This window comes from Winogradskyella sp. PG-2 (assembly GCF_000828715.1).
In the GTDB taxonomy this organism is placed as follows: domain Bacteria; phylum Bacteroidota; class Bacteroidia; order Flavobacteriales; family Flavobacteriaceae; genus Winogradskyella.
Genome location: NZ_AP014583.1, coordinates 190,678 through 211,163, shown reverse-complemented (window position 1 = coordinate 211,163; position 20,486 = coordinate 190,678). Strand labels below are relative to the sequence as shown.

The window sequence follows — 20,486 nt, the reverse complement described above, 5'->3', positions numbered from 1 at the left end:
ATGAATAGATGAATGAAGACATAAAGAATGAAGCTATAGAACAATTAGAGAAAGATATACACTTTGGTTTTTATAATAGTATTGACTTATTGGAAACCATTAGCGATATGTTCTATGATGTTGAAGATTTTGACAAAGTTTGGTTTCAAAATGAAATCGACACACGATTAGAACAACATGAAGCAGAAAGTCAACATTGGGAGCAACTAACGGATTTTCAAAAACTTGTTAATGCCTTTGATGACTTAAATAAGAAAGGTGTAGTGTCGCTTCATAAAGCAGGTTACACAAGACAAGATGGGGAAGGAGATTGTATGGAGGTCATAGAAGAACTCGAATCTTTAGGAATTAAAACAAAAGGCTATTGTTACTACCATTCACAAGATTTAGAAAGAGCTATAGGCGATAAGAAAATGTAATTCCTAGGCTATGATAGCTATAATCGAGAAGACAAATTAGCTAAAGAAGTGGCCCAAAACATAGTTGAGGTTTTAAAACATAATGGGTTAAATACAAAGTGGAATGGATCATTAAATACTAGAATTGAAATTTCAGATTTAACTGGAAGAAAACTGTTGATAATGTCGATTATAATTATGGTCGTGTATTTGAAATTATGAAAAGGAATGTTAATATTGAAAATCCCACATTAGAAAAGAAAAAGGTGAAACCCTTTTGGAAATTCTGGTAAGATAACTCGTCATAGCTAAATATTAGAACACAAGAAAACCCAGACAAGTGTCTGGGTTTTCTACTAACTAAATCAATCAATATAAAAATGAGGTAATCAGCCTCGACTTTTCTCTTTCATTATTCTGCAGGTAGTATCACTGTATCAATAACATGTACTACACCATTAATACCTTGAATATCTACTAAACTTGTTACAATATTACTAACTCTACTATTACCATCTGTAAGTGTAAATGCAGTATTATCTGCAGTGATATTACCACCTAATGTAGTTACTGTTCCATTTGGTAATCCTGAAGATTGAATATTTCCACTTACAACATGATTTAATAATACAGCATCTGTAGTTGCAGCATTTAATTCTCCTGTGCCTTCACCAAAACCAGATAAACTTAATTCGGTTAATACATTTCCAAAAGCATCATTCGTTGGTGCAAATACTGTAAAAGGACCTGCTGTTACGTCAGAAACTGTTCCTATCCATGGTACTGTAGGTGCTCCTGTATCAGCATATTGAAGTGCAGAAACTAAACTTGATAGGGCAGGATTTGTAGTTGCGAATGTTGCAATCGTTGGTAAATCAATAACATTATCTACAACGTGTATGATTCCATTAGTGCCTACAATATCAGCTACTGCAACTTCTGCAGCACCATTGAATACCACACCACCTGCTGTATCGTAATAAATACTTAGGTCAGTATCATTAGGTCCAGAAGCAGATGTATAAGCATATCCAGATCCAGCATTTACCAGGTCAGTAGATAAAATAACTCCACCTAATACATGATTTAAAAGTATGTTAGCTAAACCATTTGAATTTGGATTTGTAAAATTACCAAAAGCAGTATCTGTAGGAGCTAATACTGTAAAAGGACCATCACCTTGTAATGTTGTTACTAAATTTTCTGATGTCAATGCACCAGTTAATGCTGTAAAACCACCATTATTAATAGCATGATCTACCACATCTGGTAATCCTAAAACAGCATCGATTATATGAACCACACCATTGTCAGCGTCAACATCAGCACCACCGTTAACTACAGAAGCTGTGTTGTTAAATCTAACACCATTAGAAGTATCAAATAATAAGCTAATATTATTTCCACCAGCACCAGTTGCACTCGTACTTGTGTAACCAGATCCTAATCCTGCAAGTGCAGTAGATGTTACTTCACCAGAAATTACATGGTTTAAAAGAATTTGTGATAACACATCTGTTGGTACATCTTGTATAGAGCCAAAGTTATTTGCCGCTAAAAAAGTATCAAACGCGGCGTTTGTTGGTGCTAAAACTGTAAAAGGACCATTTCCGCTTAATACTGTTACTAAATCTCCATCTGCTAAAGTTAATGCAGTTACTAGAGTACTTAAGTCATTTGTTGCCAGTGCTAAATCTACAATTGTAGTTGTAGTTGGAGGTGGAGTAGTGTTGTCATCATCACTACTACATGCAGTCATACCTATCACCAATAGAAATACTGTAAGTAATTTGAATGTTTTTGAAATAATTTTCATTTTTTTGAGTTTTTAAAAGTTGTTCATCATATACAAACGCCTTGTTTGTTTAACAATATTACAAAATGATTAAACAAAAAATATTTTTGACCTTATTTTTTACAATAATTTTAACAACTGCTTTTGCTCAAAAATCAGTTAATAAGTTCGATAAAGACGGCAAACGTCACGGTTTATGGACAAAAAACTATCATAAGACCGATCAGAAGAGATACGAAGGAGTATTTAGTCATGGTAAAGAAATTGATTCATTTAAGTACTATACTTTATCAAAAGGAAAGAGTGTTTTAAGTGCGGTTAAGGTTTTTAATAAGAAAGATAGTTTAGCAGATGTCACTTTTTATGCTTCAAACAAAAAAGTAATTAGTGAGGGTAAGATGAATGGTAGACAATATATCGGACAATGGATTTTCTATCATAAAAATTCAACAGCTAAGATGATTGTGGAAAACTATAATGAAAATGGATTGTTAGAAGGAGAACGTTTTGTCTATTATAAAAATGGTCTTGTTGGGGAAAAGGCATTTTATAAAAACGGAAAGTTAAATGGAGAAGCCAAATGGTTTTCAGAAGCGAAAGTCTTATTAAGGTTAGCGACTTATCTTGATAATGAATTACATGGTAAATCCATAAACTACGATTTAAGCGGTAATATTACATCAGAAGGTTATTATATAAAGGACCAAAAGAAAGAAGTTTGGAAGTATTATAAAAACGGAAAGTTGTCTAAAGAAATAGATCATACCATTAATAAAGTAATAAAGAAATACGAATAGTTTTAAGCTATATATTCAATAGAATTTAGATATGGCAATCCTAATACGATTGCCTTTTTTATTTTGTAATTTTGTCGAAGTTTTTCGAACAAACCTATATAAGATTAATAGCAAGTGAAACGTGTCATAGTAGGACTTTCTGGTGGTGTAGATTCTAGTGTTGCAGCCTATCTTTTAAAAGAGCAAGGTTACGAGGTTATAGGCTTATTTATGAAAAATTGGCACGATGATTCAGTGACTATTTCAGATGAATGTCCTTGGTTAGAAGATAGTAATGATGCTATGCTTGTAGCCGATAAATTAGGTATCCCTTTTCAAACTGTAGATCTAAGTGTACAGTATAAAGAACGTATTGTAGACTATATGTTTAATGAATATGAAAAAGGACGTACACCAAATCCAGATGTATTATGTAATCGCGAAATAAAGTTCGATGTCTTTATGGATATCGCTTTAGAACTAGGTGCAGATTATGTTGCTACTGGTCACTATTGTAAAAAAGGGACTATCGAAAAAGATGGTAAAGCTATTCATCAGTTACTTGCAGGTGCAGACAATAACAAAGACCAGTCGTATTTTTTATGTCAGTTGTCGCAAGCACAATTAGCAAAAGCATTATTTCCTATTGGCGAGTTAACCAAACCAGAAGTTAGAGAAATTGCAAAGACTCAAGATTTAATTACTGCCGAAAAGAAAGATTCTCAAGGCTTGTGTTTTATAGGTAAGGTGAGGCTTCCAGAATTTCTTCAACAACAATTAAAACCTAAAGCAGGTGATATTGTTGAGGTTGATGCATCATTTGAAACTTACAGTAAAGCAATTCCAAAGTTCGATTCTAAAGAAAGTGAATTGGCATTTTTATCTCAGAAGCCTGTTTATAAATTATCTGATGGAAAGATAGTAGGCCAACATCAAGGAGCACATTATTTTACCAAAGGGCAACGCAAAGGTTTAGGAGTTGGTGGTACAGTAGAACCCTTATTTGTTATAGAAACAGACGTGGAAGATAATATCATTTATACTGGTCAAGGGAAAAACCATCCTGGTTTATATAGAAATGTCTTATTTGTAGCCAATGAAGAATTACATTGGATAAGAGAAGACTTGGTTATAGCTGAAGGTGAAACTCTATCAGTAATGGCTAGAATTAGATATAGACAGCAACTCGAAAAAGCGACACTTCATAAAGTGGCTAATGGCTTATATGTTGAGTTTGAAAATAAACAGTCTGCAATTACCGAAGGTCAGTTTGTGGCTTGGTATCTAAAAGACGAATTGGTAGGTTCAGGAGTTATTTCTTAAATTGCAATAAAAAGAAAAAGCCATGTTTAGAAAATTAATCATGCTTTTATTGCTCCTTATTTCAATAAACAGCTACGCTCAAGAAGATGCATGGATTTATCTCACAGATAAACCAAACGTATCTGCTGCCTTGACAAATCCAATTTCCATACTTACTCAGAAGGCTATTGACAGAAAACAAAATCACAATATCGTTATAGATGCTCGCGATGTGCCTGTAAACGAAACGTATATTACAGACTTAAAAACACAAACGGGAATTACTGTACTTGCAAAATCAAAATGGTTTAACGCAGTATATGTTCGCGGGCTTGAAACGGATATCAATGCATTAAGTGCCTTAGGTTATGTTGCTACTATTGACTTTGCAAATAATAGTTTAGATGTTGCAGGACGTTCTGAGGTGATACAAGATAAAACTGAAGTTGAAGATGATAATGTGGTATTCACTTATGGTGATACGCAGAACCAAGTAGAAATGATTAATGTAGATAATTTGCATGTTGCAGATTTTACGGGAGAAGGCATTACCATTGCAGTAATGGATTCTGGTTTCCCAAATGTGAATACTATGGGAGCGTTTCAAAGACTTAGAGATAATGGAGATTTGCTAGATGGTTATGACTTTGTAAACAGAGATGCAGATGTATATGCAAGTGCAGCAAGTTCTCATGGCACAAGAGTATTGAGTGATATGGCAGGTTTTGTACAAGACGAATTTGTTGGTACAGCACCAGATGCCTCCTATTACTTATTTTTAACAGAAGATGCTGGCAGTGAAACACCTGCAGAAGAAAGTTATTGGGTAGAAGCGGCAGAACGCGCTGATAGTTTGGGTGTCGATATGATTAATACTTCGCTCGGTTATCGTGTCTTTGATAATGCGAGTCATAATTACACGCCTGCAGATATGGATGGTCAAACGGCATTTATAACAAAAGGTGCGTCTATCGCAGTAGAAAAAGGCATATTGGTTGTAGTCAGTGCAGGCAATTCTGGTGCAACAACATGGCAAACTGTAGGTGCACCAGCAGATTCACCAGATGTGTTATCTGTTGGAGCGGTTGATGCCAATGGTAATTATGTGGCATTTAGTTCGCAAGGTGGTACAGCACAAGTAGGTTATCAGAAACCCGATGTTGTAGCTCGTGGTGGTTCAGCATATGTTATAGATCAAAATAATAGTATCACTCAAAACAATGGCACCTCATTTAGTGGTCCAATTCTTTGTGGTGGTATAGCATCCTTATGGCAAGCCATACCAAATGCATCTCCAACCGAGGTCATGGATTATGTACGGCAATCGGCTTCACAATTTAACAATCCAGATGATTTATTAGGCTATGGAATACCCGATTTAGATCTAGCACGAAGCATCGCATTATCTCTTGATGAATCATTGATTGAAGACTTTAGTTTCTATCCCAATCCTGTACAAAACGAATTGAGTTTTAGAATCCCTTCTTTCACAAGTGAGGTTGAGCTTTCTATATATAATCAACTGGGAAAAGAGGTGTTAAAGCAAATTCTGTTTGAAAATTCTAAACCAATACAAGTATCTCGTTTCTCAACAGGCATTTACATTATGAAGCTATCAACAGATACACGTTCAAAAACTTTTAAATTTATTAAGCAATAAATGGCGAATAGAATCACAGATCTTTTTAATATAAAACACCCAATTATTCAAGCAGGTATGATTTGGAATAGTGGCTGGAGACTTGCCTCAGCAGCGAGTAACTCAGGAATCTTAGGTCTAATAGGTGCAGGTTCAATGTATCCAGATGTGTTGCGAGAGCATATTCAAAAATGCAAGGCAGCAACCGACCAACCTTTTGGAGTCAATGTGCCCATGCTGTATCCTAACATCACTGAGATAATGGATATTATAGTAGAGGAAGGAGTGAAGATTGTTTTTACTTCTGCCGGAAATCCAAAGACCTGGACCAAATGGTTACAAGAAAAAGGTATTACAGTAGTGCATGTGGTAAGCAGTGTAAAGTTTGCTTTAAAAGCACAAGATGCAGGAGTTGACGCTATTGTAGCTGAAGGCTTTGAAGCCGGAGGACATAATGGACGTGACGAAACCACAACCTTAACGTTGATTCCAATGGTAAAAGAACAATTACAAATTCCATTAATAGCAGCAGGAGGCATTGCTACTGGTAAAGCCATGTTGGCTTGTATGGTATTAGGAGCCGATGGAGTACAAGTTGGTAGCCGATTTGTAGCCAGTGAAGAATCTTCTGCGCACCAAGCCTTTAAGCAAGTGGTCGTTGATGCTAAAGAAGGGGATACACAACTCACGCTAAAAGAGCTAGCTCCGGTTAGACTTATTAAAAACAATTTCTACAACGAGTTACAAGAACTTTATAAAACGGCACCAACACCAGAACAACTCAAAGAATTTTTAGGCAGAGCTAGAGCTAAACGTGGTATGTTTGAAGGCGATTTAGAAGATGGAGAACTAGAGATAGGGCAAATTGCAGGTTTAATCCAAGATGTAAAACCTGTTGCTGAGATTGTGGAGGATATGCTAGGTGAGTTTGAATCATCTAAGCAAAATATAGCTTCACTTTAGATTAAAAATACGTAGTTCTACGTATTGAAAATCCAATTTTTAAAAGCTAACTTCGCTTAACAAAGGATATAGTCAATTATAACTGACCATATCTAAGTGTTGGTATGTAATTGCCTGCGGCACGTAGAATCGCGTTTTCCAAACGCTGCCCTTCTACTAATTACATACCAACGCCCACTGTTTGTCGCACCTCGCTAATTTTATGTATATTTAGTCGAGTCTACGAGAACTCCGAACGATACTACACACAACAGCGTGTATAGCTAATCAGGCGCAACAATGGCTTTCCGTGAGGCGCGCCTCACTACGCCATACACAGTGGGCGTTGGTATGTAATTGCCTGCGGCACGTAGAATCGCGTTTTCCAAACGCTGCCCTTCTACTAATTACATACCAACGCCCACTGTTTGTCGCACCTCGCTAATTTTATGTATATTTAGTCGAGTCTACGAGAACTCCGAACGATACTACACACAACAGCGTGTATAGCTAATCAGGCGCAACAATGGCTTTCCGTGAGGCGCGCCTCACTACGCCATACACAGTGGGCGTTAAGCGAACCAACCAAAATTCCATTCAAATTTAATTCGTACAAGAACAACCTAAGTACTACTTTTGCCAAATGGTTTTAAGCAACTATACCAAAGAATTTAAATACAACCTTAAATTGGCCTCTCCGGTGATATTAGGTATGCTTGGGCACACTTTTGTCAGTTTTGTAGATAATATTATGGTTGGGCAATTAGGTGCTGCAGAATTAGCGGCTGTGTCTTTGGGCAATAGCTTTATTTTTATAGCCATGTCTATTGGTATTGGGTTTTCTACTGCTATTACACCTTTGGTAGCAGAAGCAGATACAGAACAAAATTTTGCTAAAGGGAAGTCCGTGTTTAAACATGGTTTCTTTTTGTGTACCGTTTTAGGTTTGTTACTGTTTTTAATGTTATTGTTGGCCAAACCTCTAATGTATGTAATGGATCAGCCAGAAGAAGTGGTAGCGCTCGCCATTCCGTATTTAGATTTGGTAGCCTTTTCTTTGGTGCCATTAATTGTGTTTCAGGCTTTTAAACAATTTAGTGATGGTTTATCGCTCACCAAATACCCAATGTACGCTACTATTTTAGCCAATGTGCTTAATGTTGCTATTAACTATGTCTTAATCTTTGGGAAGTTTGGTTTCCCAGAAATGGGTATCGTTGGTGCAGCTGTTGGGACATTAGTATCGCGTTTTGTGATGTTGTTTTACTTGTGGTGGTTACTAGCGAAAAAAGAGAAGTCTAAGGCTTTTGTCACAAACATAAAATTCTTTAAACTCAGTAAGCAACCCATAAATAAACTAATGAACTTAGGCATGCCAAGCGCTATGCAAATGTTCTTTGAGGTTGGGATTTTTACAGCAGCCATTTGGCTCTCTGGTACCTTAGGTGCCAACTCACAAGCGGCTAATCAAATTGCTCTAAACTTATCCTCAATGACGTTTATGGTCGCTATGGGATTGAGTGTGGCTGCCATGATTAGAGTAGGAAATCAAAAAGGACTTAAAGATTTTAAAGCCTTAAAGCGTATCGCGGAATCTATCTTTTTAGTCGGTTTTGTTTTTGCTGTGGTTTTTGCTTTGTTCTTTGTTGTTTTTCATAACATACTACCAGATTTATATGTAGATTTAGATGATCCTGCAAATGCATTAGATACTGCTGAGGTGGTAAAGATAGCTTCTACATTATTATTGGCAGCGGCTGTATTTCAGATTAGTGATAGTTTACAAGTGATTGCTTTAGGCGCTTTACGAGGCCTACAAGATGTTAAGATACCGACGATTATTACCTTTATTTCGTATTGGGTGGTTGGCTTTCCTATTAGTTATTTTTTAGGAAAAGCAGAAGCGTATGGAAGTCTAGGTATTTGGCTTGGACTGTTAGCAGGTTTGAGTGTTGCCGCAATTTTATTGTATTTTAGGTTTAATTATCTCACAAAGCGTTTAATTTTGCAACAAGACAAAAGTTAATACATGGAATTACCTAAGTTTATATTGGGAGACAATACAGATCATCCAGATGCTATTTATATTATACATACAGAGTTTCCAAGATTTATTATCAATCTAGAAAACGATGAAGTAGAATGGTTTGAAGAGTTTGACCAGCACGATGAAAAGGAATTAGAGACTGAAACTGAAAACTATATTAAACAAGCCACAGATTTTTACGATAGAGAAGTAGCACGTTACGACGACTAATGTTAGATAGACTTTTAGAATTAGATACAGAGCTTTTTTTGTTCCTCAATGGATTGGGATCAGAGACATGGGATTCTATGTGGCTCGCCATTACTAACGAGTTTACCTTTGTGCCTCTATATTCAATTCTATTATTTCTTATTTATAAAAAGTATGGTTTAAAACCTTTATTACTCATGGTTTTAGTCATTGCTGCCATGATTACGTTTACCGACCAAACCACAAATATTGTAAAGCGTTCAGTACTGCGTTTTAGACCTTGCGCCTGTGAGGATATTATGGATACCATACGTTATATTGCTGAGCGTTGCAGTAGCAATAGAAGCTTTTTCTCTGGTCACGCTTCTAATTCTATGGCTGCGGCTGTTTTTGGTGGATTGGTATTAAGACCATATTTTAAGAAGTTGATTTTTATTCTCTTATTTTGGGCTTTTGTGGTGGCTTACAGTCGTATTTATGTTGGTGTACATTATCCAGTTGATATTATATGCGGAATGACTTTCGGAGCCCTTGCCGGTTATGGTTTCTATAGGATGAACACCTATCTTCTTAAACGATTTATTTCCGAGTAAACTTGTAAAGTTTATTTACTAACCTGGTTTTGTAACCTCTTGTATCTTTAGAGGAAGTATTTAAATCGTAAGTTTCTAAATATGTAATGTTATACAAGCTCGAAAACTGAGAAATGGTTTCGGGATTGACTTTACTTGTCATTAAGTAGAATTCCTTTTGCTCTGGTATAAGATAGCCTTCTACTGTTTTAATACTCGGAATTTTATTGCCATAATTATAGATCACTTCTGGTGCAACATAATCTAAACTATACACCTTAAGGTTCTCAATGTTGAGTTCTGATACTGGTTTGTAATCTGCTTGTACATATGTTTTGGCAATAGGTAAGGCAACAAAACCAATAGTGAGCATAAATACAATGACTAAATAGAAAACCGTTTTAATATTCTTTTCTTTTAGGCTTTTAAACGTTAGAATACCAATACCCAATAAGACTGAAGCAGTTATTATAAATCTAATTAAAACCAATCCAGTTAATTCGATGTTAGAAAAGAACACAACCGACCAAAATAAAGATGCAATTAGTGCAATGAGACCAAATAAAAAGTAAACAGGAACCGTTTCTTTTTTAGCCTTTATATTTTTGAATTCACGAATTAAAAATTCTATATAGAACCCAATATTTATTGCCAAAGGAATTAAAACAGGCATGAGGTAACGTGATTTTTTCTCAGGAATAATAGATAATAGAATCACAGCTAAGATGGTCCAAAAGAAACTAAAACGATAGGCTTTTAAATTTGAAACTCTCGTTTTTAAATAAGGATAAATTAAGCTTATTAATGCAGGAATGGTCCATAGGCCACTCTGTACAAAGAAACTCCAGTAATAGTAAAATGGTCTTACATTATAACTGCTCCAGTTAGAAGTTTCACGTTGTGTGATAGCAGTAAAGGTTTCAGGATCTGCAACCCTAACATGAAAATACCACCAACCGCCTAATACAATGCCAAAGACTAAAAGACTGATGAGTTTTAAAAAATGTAAAAAACTTCCTTTAAACTTAAATGCTATCCCATAAGCAATCACAAAGGGCAAGAACAGTACATATAAGGAAACAGGACCTTTAGATAATACAGAGCCTGCTAAGAAGGCTACAAATAAGAGACTATGTAGAATAGGTGTTTTGGCTTTATCAAACAATTGAAACAATTGCAGTAATGCCATGAGCATAAAACCATGTGTATAAATATCCCAAGGTGCTTCAATAGTGATGCCGATGACATAGAAAGAGGTTAATACAATGAAGCCATTAATTAAACTATGTGGTTTAGAGAGCTCTAATTTTTTAGATAATAGATAAGTAGATATACCAATACTCGCTAAAAAGAGTAGTGCAGGCCATCGTAATGCTAATACAGATTTTAGTCCAAATATAAAACCAAAAGCTGCAGTGATCCAAGTTGGTAAAGGCGGTTTTTGGTAACGTGCTTCACCATTCATGGTGGTTAAAATCCAACTGTCATCAGTAAGCATTTCTCTTGCCGAAATAAAATTTCGGGCTTCCATAATAGTTACCGGAATAGCATCTATTGTAAAACCGAGCATCACTAAAACGAATAGTAATAGACTTAGAATAGGATATTTTTCAATATACTTAATCATTGGTTTGTCTTATTAAATAAGCGTTACGAGCGTAGATGACTAAGCCAAATAGATGACCAACAAATAGTACGGGGTCTTCTCTAATTATAGCATAGGATAATATTAAACCAGCTCCAATTAAACTTAAAACCCAAAAGCCCATTGGTAGGCTAGATTCTTTGTGTCTTTCTGAGTGAATCCATTGGTACACAAATCGCAATGTAAAAATAACTTGTGCAATAATACCAAGTATGAGTAGCCATAATGGAATCGCCTCATTTTTAAAGAGTAATTCTATATCTATTTTATTGTTGTTGTAATAGAAAATGACGATAAGAATGGGTGCTATAAATAATAAGTACTGCATTACTTTAGGGAACTTCTGCCATTGGCCTTGTAGTTGTAAATTTCTGATGTATATAAAGTACGTTAAACTCTGTCCAAGCATAATGGCAAAATCTAGACGTAAATACCCATAAATAAATAATAAAAAGGAAGCAATGAGACTCAGTGTCCAGAAGGTACTAGGCGTGATAACCTTGCGTTGTTTTTCTGAGGTGATCCATTGAATTAAAAGCCGAGAAGAAAATAATATCTGAGCTAAAAATCCGATGCTGTAAATTATCCAATCCTTCATTTACTGGATTTAGCAACGTCGTAATTAATATACTTTTTTTTCATCCAGAGATATGCAAAGCAATCCATTAAAGGTCCTAAAAGTCTATTCCAAAGTCCAAATTTAGCTCTACCAGCTATTCTAGGAAAATGCTGAACTGTAACCTGTGTTACACGTCCATTTTGTAGCATAATCATTGCTGGTAAAAAACGATGTAAGCCTCTGAACATAGGAATACGTTTAGCGTAATCTGTTTTAATAACTTTAAGTGGACAACCTGTGTCATCCATACCATCGTGCGTAAACGCACGTCTAATACCATTGGCGATTTTAGATGACATGTTCTTAACAAAAGAGTCTTTACGGTTAGAACGAACACCAGTCACTAACTCGTGAGTATCTATATGTTCTAATAGTACATTGAAATCTTCTGGAGCAGTTTGTAAATCAGAATCGATATAGCCAACAAGTTCAGAGTCAACATAATCGAAGCCAGCTTTTATAGCAGCACTTAAACCACGATTTTCTTTAAATAAGATATATTCGAAGGCTTTGTTACGGTTGCAAATCGCTTCAATTAACTCTTGACTATTATCCTTTGACCCATCATTAACAAATAGAATTGATGTAGGCACTGAAGCTATATTTAGATAGTTAGAAAGTTCAGTTTCTACACGTTCTAAATTTTCCTCTTCGTTATAAACAGGAACTACAATAGTGAACTTATACGTCATTCGTTTGATTGCTTAGTCTTTGCAAAAGTATTGTTTTTTTATGATAACGAAAGCAAGTATTCTGCAGCAACAAAAGGTGTTGTTTTTCCAGCCTCAACCATATCAATTTGAACTTGTAATTCAGCTTTAATTTTATCCAAATTATAAAATTTATACTTTAAACGTTCTTCTATGGTTTGAAGCAACCAAAATTTATTTTGATTATTTCTATTGACTTCAAAATAGGTATTGTTTTTTGTTTCAGTTTCATACGTCTTAATCATCTCCCAAACCTCAGAAATGCCCTCTTGTTTTAAAGCACTACAGAGCGATACTTTTGGTGACCAATCAGATGCTTTGGAAGGATATAAATGTAAAGCTCTGTTAAACTCAAGTCTAGCTGATTTTGCAGCTTTTATATTATCTCCATCAGCTTTATTTATGACGATCGCATCTGCCATCTCAATAATACCACGTTTAATACCTTGTAATTCATCACCTGCACCAGCTAATTTTAACAGTAAAAAGAAATCGACCATACTGTGCACTGCAGTTTCACTTTGACCAACACCAACAGTTTCTATAACTATGGTATCGAAACCTGCCGCTTCACAAAGAATAATAGTTTCTCTGGTTTTTCTAGCCACACCACCAAGTGAGTCACCAGAAGGTGAAGGTCTAATAAAAGCGTTTTTATCTTTTACCAAATCTTCCATTCGGGTTTTATCTCCTAAAATACTTCCTCTACTTAGACTACTGCTTGGGTCTACAGCTAATACTGCAACTTTTTTTCCTAAGCTTGTTAAATGGCTTCCAAAGGCTTCAATAAATGTGCTTTTACCTACACCAGGAACACCTGTGATTCCTATTCGTATAGACTTATTTGCATAAGGTAAACAGGCTGTAATAATAGCGTTAGCCTTTTTCGTGTGAGTTTGATTAGTGCTTTCAACCAAAGTTATAGCACGACTTAATGCAGAGATATTTCCAAGAGTAATTCCGGAAACTAAATCTTCAATTGAAGGTTGTTTTTGGCGATTTGCTTTTATGGTTTTAGCAGAATCAGAACTTAAAGACTCAGGTGGTGTAATACCATCTTGCTCTGAGAGCGCAGATTTATATGTTTGGTCTTTTTTAGCCACCGAGATGTATTAAGGTTTCTTAGATTCTTCAATAGGAACTTCTATCTTAGTACTATCCCAAGCCATAGTTAGCTTTAAGTTTCCTGTTGTATTATCAAAAGCAATCGTAAATTTTTCTACAGTAGTATCTAGCTCTTGAGTTGGTACTTCGAGTTCAATGGCATCATAATTCGGATCCCACATTGGTTCCATTCTTTCATTAACTCCCCATTCATATTGCTTGGTGTTAAACATAACTTTCCATGAAGAATACATTGGTACAGTCCAAATTGTATACTTTCCTTTTTTTAAAGTCATACCATTTACAATCATATCTCTATTACATGAAAACGTTGTGGCTTCATTCGCTCCTGTTCTCCATACTTTATCAAAAGGAACTAGAGCTCCAAAAATATCACGCTCACGTTTAGAAGGTCTATTATATTCAACTTTTAGATCTAAATCGTTAAGTGAAATTTTTGCAGAGTCCTTTGGACTTAAGCGTGGTGAGAAAATATTTTCAACAAATACCGAATATAATAATAAGCCTAGTGCCAATATAGACAGAATAATGAGGAGGCGTTTTAACATAGCAATTAATCTTAAATAGAATTTTAGAATTTAAAGATAATTCAATTCCATAACTTTATAATGAACTAACGCCTAATTTTAAGTAATTCTTATAAAATGAAATTTTTTTTAGAAATTTTGTCACACTTAAAAATAGGTGTCGTCTTTAATGTGTAACCAATCAAAAACCGAAACCAAAATTAGCACGTTTCAAATTCATATCGTTGAAAAATGCAAACAGAATGATAGACAAGCGCAAATGCAATTGTATAATCAATACTGTAACGGAATGCTTATCGTCGCGCTTCGATTTGTAAAAGATACAATGGAGGCTGAGGATATTGTTCAGGAGGCATTTATAAAAGCTTTCTCAAAATTAGAACAGTATAAAGCTGAGGTAAGTTTTGGTGCTTGGTTAAAACGTATTGTTATCAATAGATGTATAGATGTTTTAAAATCTAAACGTCAACGTTTAATCGAATTAGAAGAGCATCATTTAAATGTGGTTGATGCGGATTATGAAAATGAATGGTTGGTAGATGATGCGATAACCATTGATGAGGTAAAGGCAGCGATAGAGCGTTTACCAGAAAAATATAAAATAGTAGTAATGCTCTATTTAATTGAAGGTTATGATCATCAAGAAATATCAGAAGTTTTAAATATTACTGAAGTAGCATCTAGAACACAATTATCGAGAGGTAAACAAAAATTACAAAACGAATTAAAATTAGAGAAAAATGGCACAAGATCTTAGAAATCTATTTGGAGAAGACCCTAAGAATTCAGATATAAAAATGTCTGAAGGTCATGACGCACGTTTTCTTCAAAAATTGAATGAAGAGTTTCCTAAAAAGAAATCAAATAACAGATTCAGCTTTTTAAACATTGCTGCAAGTGTAATTGTACTATTAGGTCTGAGTTATGGAGCGTTTCAGTTTTTCCAAAAGCCTCCAGTTATACCAACAGAAGTTGTTGAGAATAATGATGTTATTGAGTCTAAAGATGATATAAAAAGCTTAGGGGAAGTTGTGCCAGATTTACAGAAAGTAGAAGATTATTATTTAGCAAGTATCAATTTAGAATTGTCTAAAGTAGAGTTAACTCTTGAAAATAAAGAATTAGTTGATGGTTACATCTTACGTCTTAAAGAATTAAACGAAGAATACGATAAGCTAACTATAGAACTTAACGAAAATGGTCCTAACGAAGCTACTTTAGATGCGCTTATAGATAACTTAAAATTTAGACTCAATCTAGTAATGCGTCTTAAGGAAAAACTTCAAGAGTTTAATGATGATTCATTTTCAGAAGCACACATATAATCACAATCAATAAAAATCAAAAAACGAACAGTTAAATCAAAAAATCATGAAGAACACTATCAAAATTTTAATGCTCTGCCTCATAACTACCTTTGGTTATGCGCAGAAAAAACTAAGCAAAACATCACAATCAATTAAGGTAAATAAAGATGTGGTGGTAGATTTAAATACAAGTTATGTAGAGATTGAATTAGAAACTTGGAATAGAGATATAGTAGAAGTTGAAGCCTATATAGAAAGCAGTAAGCTTTCTCCAGAAGACTTAGAACGCGCTTTAAAAGCTTGGAACCTCAAAGTTGAAGGATCTGGAGATAAGGTTACAATATCATCAAATGGTGGACGAAGCATAGGATTTTTTGATGGAGAAGATTATGGGGACTTATTAAAAGACTTAGAATTGCATTTAGCAGATTTACCAAATATGCCAGGTTTGTCAGAATTAGCAAATTTACCTAAAGTTATGTTGATTGACGAGATGCCTGAGATGCCTGAGATGCCTGAGATGCCTGAGATGCCAGAGTTTCCTGAATTACCAGAATTACCTAAAGATGTAAATACTATTAAGTTCGATTACGATAAATACCAAGAAGAAGGTGAAAAGTATTTAAAAGAATGGAGTAAAGAATACGAAAAGAAAGGCGGTAAAGAACTTCAGAAAAGTATGGAGGCTTGGGCTAAAATGTTTGCCGAGTCTGGTTATCAAGAAAAGATGGCAAAATGGGGAGAAGAATATGGTAAGCGTTTTGAAGGTAAGTGGGCTAAAGATATGGAAGAATGGGGCGAAAAATTTGGTGAAAGCTTCGGAAAAGACATGGAGAAATGGGGAGAAGAATTTGGAGAAAAATTTGGGAAAGAGTGGGAAGAGAAAATGGAAGCTTGGGGAGAACGTTTTGGAAAACAAATGGAAAAGCGAGCTGAGGCTATGGAGAAGCGTTCAGAAGCTGCGGAAAAGCGCTCAGAAGAAATGGAGAAGCGTCTAGAGGAAAGAGCTGAACGCATGGAAAAAAGACGTGAAGAAATGAGAGATAGAAGAGAATCTATTTTAGAAAGACGTTTAGAGTCTGGTAGTAATAGTCAAGTAAAAAAGGTGATTAAGATTAAAATCCCTAAAAAAGCGAATCTAAAAACTAATATAAGACATGGTGAGTTAAAGTTATCTTCAGTTATTTATAACATGAAAGGTGATATATCACACTCATTTTTAGTAGCAGATAACATTGATGGAAGTGACACTTCCATCAATGTATCTTATTCGCCAGTAGTTATTAATACATGGAATATGGGAACTCTTAATCTTAATTTTGTTGATAAAGCTCAGATTAAAAATGCGAATAATTTGGTATTGAATTCAAAGTCATCTAATATTAATGTTGAACGCTTAAGTGATACTGGTATTATCGATGGAAGTTTTGGTGATTTAACGATTTCTAATTTGGCATCATCATTTAAGAATCTTAACTTAGTTTTAGAGAATAGCGATGCACTAATCAATTTATCAAAGAACATTGATTATAGCATGTATTTTAAAGGCAGTCGCTCTAAGTTTAATAATAAATCAACAACTCAAAAGACGATTCGTAATTATCCTGATGGACAAAGTTCTGACAGAAATATTATTGTTAATGCCAAGTTTAGCAATGTAATTATTAATTAAACCCTTCTAGATTCATTTAAATTTAGAAGGTTTTATTCTTTTTTCTTTCCGTTTTCCATGAAATAGATTTCCTATTTTTATGGAAATTTTGTTTTTTATGCCTCTTCCTGTTTTCGAAACTTTTCTAAAATCTCTTAAATCATATTCTTTATTAAATGCAACAATAGTTAAGGATCAATACATACCAATAAATTTATCTCTCCATAATTCAGAATTGAAAGCTATCAATGTCTCAAACTCTGATGATTTAGAGCATTTTATTTGGAATTATATGAAAACTCATAATGCGAAAGTCGCTTATGGTGGTTATTTAGAGCAACGCGGTATTTATCAACGTAGTGCTTATTTTAATGAAACAAATTCTGAGACTGAACGGAATATTCATTTAGGTATTGATTTATGGATTGCAGCAGAAACACCAATTTATGCACCTTTAGCTGGAAGCATTCATAGTTTTAAAAATAATATTAACCATGGTGATTACGGACCAACAATTATCTTAAAACACCATATTTATAGTTTTGAGTTTTACACACTTTATGGTCACTTAAGTATGGCCTCAATAGAAAATTTAAAAGTTGGAGTAGAAGTAAAGCAAGGAGACCAAATAGCAACATTAGGTACTGCTGAAGTTAATGGAGATTATCCACCACATTTACATTTTCAGGTTATAAAAGATATTGAAGATTATAAAGGTGATTATCCAGGCGTTAGTAACCGATTAGATTTAGAATTTTATAAGAAAAATTGTCCTAACCCTAATTTACTATTGCACTTAGTTTAAGAAATTATCAAAATCATCAATAGCAAAAGCTTTTTTATAATCGTCTTCACCTATTGTGCCAGATTCTGACGAATCGTAATCCATAATAATTTTCCAATCATTATCAATTTTTTTAAATAATACATGAAACTGTCCATAATAGGCTTGCTCTTTTTCAGTACCTTTATTTCTAACTAATTTATATATACCACGTTCACTCGCAGTTGTATTATTATTAATACGCTCAAAGAATCGTAAAGAAATGTTACTGGTTTGGCCATTGTCTTTAGAATTCTTAAAACTAGCTTCATAACCTTTGATGTAGGCTTCATAATCTAAAATCCGTTTACCACCAGAAACACGGATTAACTCTTTTGCATGTATATCTGCCATAAGCGTATAATCTAAGGTTTCAAAAGCTTTATAAAATTTTGTCCAAACGGTATTAATGGCTTCTAAAGACGCTTTATTTTGTGCTTTACTTGTATTTACAAATAGAACTGTAAAAACGACTACCAAAATTAGTTTTTTCACCATAGTCAAATCCTTTACTTAGTTGTTAATTGCTTTTGTGCTAATGATTTTCCAATAAAGAATCCTATAATAGCCAAAATACCATCAGCAAGTGTAAACCATAATTCTTTTGGTAACATAAAAATGGTAAAAAAAGGCAGCAATAAGCATTAGTCCACCAGCTATATAAGAAGGTATCGTACTTACTTTAGAAATTTTAGCCGCAACATACATACCAGTTATAATTCCTAAAAAATGAGCAATAACGACAAAGGCTTTTGCACCAACCGGAATTTTATCCATATTATTTTTAATCCACTCCATATTTGTTGGATCTGCTCCTTCTGGTAGTGGGAATAAATTATGACCTAAAACTGATTCAAAGATGTGTACTGTGACTCCTGCAACAATAATTCCAATGATGGTTGCTAATACATTTTTCATGATAAATAAGATTAGTTAGTGGGTTTAGGTACTAAAAATCTATTTATCATAAGTCTATGATGCTTTAATTAATACTTTAAGGAGCGAGATAATAACCATTATAACTTCCAGAAATAACTTGTCCGTCGTTTCTTGTAAAAGTGAATGTAAAATTAATATTATACTCAGTAAAATTAATAAAGGTAATAAAACTAGATTGCGCACATACATCCGAATCTGGCTCATTATCCGCAAGTAGAATTGTTCCAGGATTAAATTCGCTATCTACAACTGTACTATTAATAGAGATGTCGTAATCTTTAATCTGATTATAAGTTGTGTTTTGTATGGTGATATCATTTATATCGAAAAATACATATGAAATATCAATCAAATCTCCGTTACCAGTAATTTCAGCACTCGTCTTATTAAACAAGCTAATACTAATATCACTTGGGTCATTGGTTGATGTATTTTCACCTCTTACGATAGCAGAAATTAAATTATAGGTTTCCCCATTAAATATAAATTCATTGGTTGTGTCTTATGGATTGCTGTTTGTGTTTTCTGGCTAACAGGCTAAATAAGATAGCGTAATAAGTAGCGTGAAAACGTAGGTTAGTCTAGATTTCATAATAATAGATTTTAGTAGAGGGCTCAGTAAATATATAATAAAATTTTTGAAAGCCTAATCTTAACGAGCTAACTGTCAATGAAAAAGCATGATAAATTAATATTTAAAAAAAGCACATAAATAGTTTATAAAGATTCATTTAGAGTTATTTTTAAAGTCTATTGAAATTAAGTTAAATGAAAAACACATTTCTAAGAATTGTTGATTTAATCAAAAAAGGGAAGTTAATCTTTATGATTAAAGGCATATCAAAGCGTGTGCTATCAAAAACTGAAGCTTTTGGTTTAAAGCGCGACTTAGATGCTAATTTTAAGGCTTCAGATGCACAAATTGATATTTCATTACGACCGTTTAGAGCTGAGGACAGGAACTATTTTGAAGCAGATCTACAGAATGCTGGATTAATAGAAAAGGACATCCAAACATGTTATGTAGTTACTAATATTGATGATATACCTTTTTATCGTCATTGGTTAATGGACGCAACTCAGAATAAAAAAATAAAGGAATTTTGGAGACAATTATTTCCAACATTGCAAGAAGATGAAGCACTTATAGAAAATGTATTTACAATTCCAGAATATAGAGGTAAAGGTATAATGCCTGTAGCATTAGACAAAATGGCTCAGCAATACAAAGGTTCAGGTATACGATATCTTATGCTGTTTGTAGAACTAAATAATATTCCTTCACTTAAAGGTGCTCATCGCTCTGGATTTTCACCTTTTGTACTCAGAACGGAAAAATGGTTTTTTCTAAAAAGAACGATAAGGTTTCAAGATGTGTCAAAAGATGTTATGGATATGTATTCTAAAACTATTAATAGTTAGTTAAGATAATGTCTTAAAAAAGCGATGTATTCAACATATTCCATTTTTGATTTGTGCT

At 34.1% G+C, this 20,486-nt stretch carries 21 protein-coding genes and 1 pseudogene; 13 read left to right on the top strand and 9 right to left on the bottom strand.

The window, feature by feature from the left end; translation table 11 throughout:
- Positions 1–8: 8 nt before the first annotated feature.
- Positions 9–620 (top strand): annotated as a pseudogene (locus WPG_RS01110) (DUF6891 domain-containing protein).
- A 190-nt stretch (positions 621–810) separates the two neighbouring features.
- Here the strand turns inward: WPG_RS01110 and WPG_RS01105 are convergent.
- Positions 811–2,214: a fasciclin domain-containing protein gene (locus WPG_RS01105; RefSeq protein WP_045468268.1), complete on the bottom strand. Its 1,404-nt coding sequence runs from the start codon at positions 2,212–2,214 to the stop codon at positions 811–813.
- Positions 2,215–2,279: 65 nt separating this feature from the next.
- Here WPG_RS01105 and WPG_RS01100 point away from each other — a divergent pair, with 65 nt between their 5' ends.
- From WPG_RS01100 to WPG_RS01070, 7 genes are all read left to right on the top strand, one after another.
- A complete protein-coding gene (locus WPG_RS01100; protein ID WP_045468265.1) occupies positions 2,280–2,990 on the top strand; it encodes a toxin-antitoxin system YwqK family antitoxin in 711 nt (236 codons plus the stop codon).
- Between the two features lie 114 nt (positions 2,991–3,104).
- Positions 3,105–4,292 (top strand): tRNA 2-thiouridine(34) synthase MnmA, encoded by a 1,188-nt coding sequence (mnmA, locus tag WPG_RS01095; RefSeq protein WP_045468262.1) that lies wholly within the window; start codon positions 3,105–3,107, stop codon positions 4,290–4,292.
- A gap of 22 nt (positions 4,293–4,314) precedes the next feature.
- Positions 4,315–5,931, top strand: coding sequence for a S8 family serine peptidase (locus tag WPG_RS01090; protein WP_045468259.1), 1,617 nt, complete (start codon positions 4,315–4,317; stop codon positions 5,929–5,931).
- A complete protein-coding gene (locus tag WPG_RS01085) occupies positions 5,932–6,873 on the top strand; it encodes an NAD(P)H-dependent flavin oxidoreductase (RefSeq protein ID WP_045468256.1) in 942 nt (313 codons plus the stop codon).
- Positions 6,874–7,495: 622 nt separating this feature from the next.
- A complete protein-coding gene (locus WPG_RS01080) occupies positions 7,496–8,878 on the top strand; it encodes an MATE family efflux transporter (protein WP_045468253.1) in 1,383 nt (460 codons plus the stop codon).
- Positions 8,879–8,881: 3 nt separating this feature from the next.
- On the top strand, positions 8,882–9,109 hold the full coding sequence (locus WPG_RS01075) for a hypothetical protein (RefSeq protein ID WP_045468250.1): 228 nt from the start codon (positions 8,882–8,884) through the stop codon (positions 9,107–9,109).
- Positions 9,109–9,681 (top strand): phosphatase PAP2 family protein, encoded by a 573-nt coding sequence (locus WPG_RS01070; RefSeq protein ID WP_045468248.1) that lies wholly within the window; start codon positions 9,109–9,111, stop codon positions 9,679–9,681. The genes WPG_RS01075 and WPG_RS01070 overlap by 1 nt, the downstream gene beginning before the upstream one ends.
- On the opposite strand, the gene WPG_RS01065 is transcribed toward WPG_RS01070, so the two are convergent.
- The 5 genes from WPG_RS01065 to WPG_RS01045 are packed head-to-tail and all read right to left on the bottom strand — an operon-like array spanning position 9,668 to position 14,307.
- Positions 9,668–11,287 (bottom strand): ArnT family glycosyltransferase, encoded by a 1,620-nt coding sequence (locus WPG_RS01065; RefSeq protein ID WP_045468245.1) that lies wholly within the window; start codon positions 11,285–11,287, stop codon positions 9,668–9,670. The genes WPG_RS01070 and WPG_RS01065 overlap by 14 nt on opposite strands.
- A complete protein-coding gene (locus tag WPG_RS01060; RefSeq protein ID WP_045468242.1) occupies positions 11,280–11,903 on the bottom strand; it encodes a lipid-A-disaccharide synthase N-terminal domain-containing protein in 624 nt (207 codons plus the stop codon). Before WPG_RS01060 ends, WPG_RS01065 begins: the two co-directional genes overlap by 8 nt.
- Entirely contained in the window at positions 11,900–12,616 is a 717-nt protein-coding gene (locus WPG_RS01055; protein ID WP_045468239.1) for a glycosyltransferase, read from the bottom strand. The genes WPG_RS01060 and WPG_RS01055 overlap by 4 nt, the downstream gene beginning before the upstream one ends.
- A gap of 38 nt (positions 12,617–12,654) precedes the next feature.
- Entirely contained in the window at positions 12,655–13,737 is a 1,083-nt protein-coding gene (meaB, locus tag WPG_RS01050; protein WP_045468236.1) for a methylmalonyl Co-A mutase-associated GTPase MeaB, read from the bottom strand.
- A gap of 9 nt (positions 13,738–13,746) precedes the next feature.
- Complete coding sequence (locus WPG_RS01045; RefSeq protein WP_045468233.1) at positions 13,747–14,307, bottom strand: DUF2911 domain-containing protein; 561 nt, start codon at positions 14,305–14,307, stop codon at positions 13,747–13,749.
- Positions 14,308–14,455: 148 nt separating this feature from the next.
- On the opposite strand from WPG_RS01045, the gene WPG_RS01040 reads away from it, so the two are divergent.
- From WPG_RS01040 to WPG_RS01020, 4 genes are all read left to right on the top strand, one after another.
- The gene (locus tag WPG_RS01040; RefSeq protein ID WP_045468230.1) at positions 14,456–15,043 is read left to right on the top strand and encodes an RNA polymerase sigma factor; all 588 of its coding nucleotides are present in this window, start codon (positions 14,456–14,458) and stop codon (positions 15,041–15,043) included.
- Positions 15,027–15,611 (top strand): hypothetical protein, encoded by a 585-nt coding sequence (locus tag WPG_RS01035; RefSeq protein ID WP_045468227.1) that lies wholly within the window; start codon positions 15,027–15,029, stop codon positions 15,609–15,611. The genes WPG_RS01040 and WPG_RS01035 overlap by 17 nt, the downstream gene beginning before the upstream one ends.
- Positions 15,612–15,657: 46 nt before the next feature.
- The gene (locus tag WPG_RS17160) at positions 15,658–17,265 is read left to right on the top strand and encodes a hypothetical protein (protein ID WP_052471109.1); all 1,608 of its coding nucleotides are present in this window, start codon (positions 15,658–15,660) and stop codon (positions 17,263–17,265) included.
- Positions 17,266–17,362: 97 nt separating this feature from the next.
- Complete coding sequence (locus WPG_RS01020; RefSeq protein ID WP_045468224.1) at positions 17,363–18,049, top strand: peptidoglycan DD-metalloendopeptidase family protein; 687 nt, start codon at positions 17,363–17,365, stop codon at positions 18,047–18,049.
- On the opposite strand, the gene WPG_RS01015 is transcribed toward WPG_RS01020, so the two are convergent.
- From WPG_RS01015 to WPG_RS01005, 3 genes are all read right to left on the bottom strand, one after another.
- Complete coding sequence (locus WPG_RS01015) at positions 18,041–18,565, bottom strand: nuclear transport factor 2 family protein (RefSeq protein WP_045468221.1); 525 nt, start codon at positions 18,563–18,565, stop codon at positions 18,041–18,043. The genes WPG_RS01020 and WPG_RS01015 overlap by 9 nt on opposite strands.
- An 81-nt stretch (positions 18,566–18,646) precedes the next feature.
- Positions 18,647–18,985, bottom strand: coding sequence for a hypothetical protein (locus tag WPG_RS01010; RefSeq protein WP_231850232.1), 339 nt, complete (start codon positions 18,983–18,985; stop codon positions 18,647–18,649).
- A 76-nt stretch (positions 18,986–19,061) separates the two neighbouring features.
- On the bottom strand, positions 19,062–19,400 hold the full coding sequence (locus WPG_RS01005) for a hypothetical protein (protein ID WP_045468218.1): 339 nt from the start codon (positions 19,398–19,400) through the stop codon (positions 19,062–19,064).
- Positions 19,401–19,774: 374 nt separating this feature from the next.
- Here WPG_RS01005 and WPG_RS01000 point away from each other — a divergent pair, with 374 nt between their 5' ends.
- Positions 19,775–20,428, top strand: coding sequence for a GNAT family N-acetyltransferase (locus WPG_RS01000; RefSeq protein ID WP_045468215.1), 654 nt, complete (start codon positions 19,775–19,777; stop codon positions 20,426–20,428).
- Positions 20,429–20,486 lie beyond the last annotated feature (58 nt).